The 1451-nt window shown below is 70.0% G+C and carries 1 protein-coding gene; it reads left to right on the plus strand.

Features of this window, described 5'->3' with window-relative positions; all coding sequences use genetic code 11:
- Nucleotides 1–240: 240 nt before the first annotated feature.
- Nucleotides 241–1431, plus strand: coding sequence for an IS110 family transposase (locus AB0H57_RS32820; protein ID WP_357512631.1), 1191 nt, complete (start codon nt 241–243; stop codon nt 1429–1431).
- Nucleotides 1432–1451 lie beyond the last annotated feature (20 nt).

A 1451-nucleotide genomic window follows, 5' to 3' on the forward strand; every position in this document is an offset into this window, starting at 1 on the left:
CCCGTTACCTTTTTGATCGTCCCCAGCCGGGGACTCCTCGGTCGCCCGGCTCGGTATGACTTACTGCCCCTGTCGTATGGATGATCCGGGGGGTGTTGTCGCCGGGCCGGGTGGCGTTGACGGACCGCTGATAGGGACACGGCCGCCTGGGAGTTGGGGTAGGTCTCTTCGTAACGTGGGTGCCGGCAGTCGACGCCAGACTGGCGACCGAGCAAGGCGACGTCGCGGGGAGGCGATGCGATGCACGGCGATTACCAGGTGTTTCTCGGTCTCGATGTCGGCAAGGACGGCCACCACGCCGTCGCGCTGAACCGGGACGGCAAGCGGCTGCACGACGCGACGTTGGTCAACACCGAGGCCAAGCTGCGGCAGGTGTTCGACAAGCTTGCCCGCCACGGCCGGGTCCTCGTGGTGGTCGACCAGCCCGCCTCCATCGGCGCCCTGCCGATCGCGGTCGCCCGGGCCTGCGGTCATCAGGTGGCCTACCTGCCCGGACTGGCGATGCGCCGCATCGCCGACCTGCACCCCGGTAGTGCGAAGACCGACGCGCGCGACGCCTACGTGATCGCCGACGCCGCCCGGACGCTGCCGCACACGCTGCGCCGCGTCGACGTTGGCGACGAAGCCCTCGCCGAGCTCGAAGTCCTCGTCGGCTTCGACGACGACCTGGCCGGCGAGGCCACCCGGCTGACCAACCGCATCCGCGGGCTGCTCACCCAGATCCACCCCGCTCTGGAACGGGCGCTGGGCAAAAACATCCAGCACAAGGCCGTGCTCGAGCTGCTGTCACGGTGCGGCGGCCCTGCCGGGCTGCGCAAGGCCGGCCGCCGCAAGCTCACCTCCATCGCGAGCAAGAACGCACCCCGCATGGGCGAGCGCCTGGTCGAGCGCATCATGGCCGCTCTGGACGAGCAGACCGTCGTCGTTCCCGGCACCGCAGCGGCCGAGACGATCCTGCCGCGGCTGGCCGACAGCCTGCGCGACGTGCTCCAGCAGCGTGACCAGGTCGCCGACGAGGTGGACAGGATGCTCGATGCGCACCCTCTTGCCGAGGTCCTGACCTCGATGCCCGGCATCGGCGTCAGGACCGCCGCCCGGATCCTGCTCGAAGTCGGCGACGGCAGCTCGTTCGCGACCCCAGGACACCTGGCCGCCTACGCCGGTCTGGCCCCGGTCACCCGCCGCTCCGGCAGCTCGATCCGCGGCGAACACCCCGCCCGCGGCGGCAACAAGCAGCTCAAACGCGCCTTCTTCCTCGCCGCGTTCGCCGCCCTGGCCGACCCGGTCAGCCGCGCCTACTACGACCGCAAACGCGCCCAAGGCAAGAAACACAACGCCGCTCTGATCTGCCTGGCCCGCCGTCGCTGCGACGTCCTGTTCGCCATGCTCCGCGACAAGATCCCCTACCAGCCAAGGCCCGCTGCTGCTTGACAAAACCCATAGGGACACCC

It is taken from the genome of Micromonospora sp. NPDC050686 (genome assembly GCF_040654475.1).
Taxonomy (GTDB): Bacteria; Actinomycetota; Actinomycetes; order Mycobacteriales; family Micromonosporaceae; genus Micromonospora.

Excerpts from the sequence above, each read along its gene's own strand:
- AB0H57_RS32820 (WP_357512631.1), top strand. The coding sequence starts at position 241 with ATGCACGGCGATTACCAGGTGTTTCTCGGTCTCGATGTCGGCAAGGAC.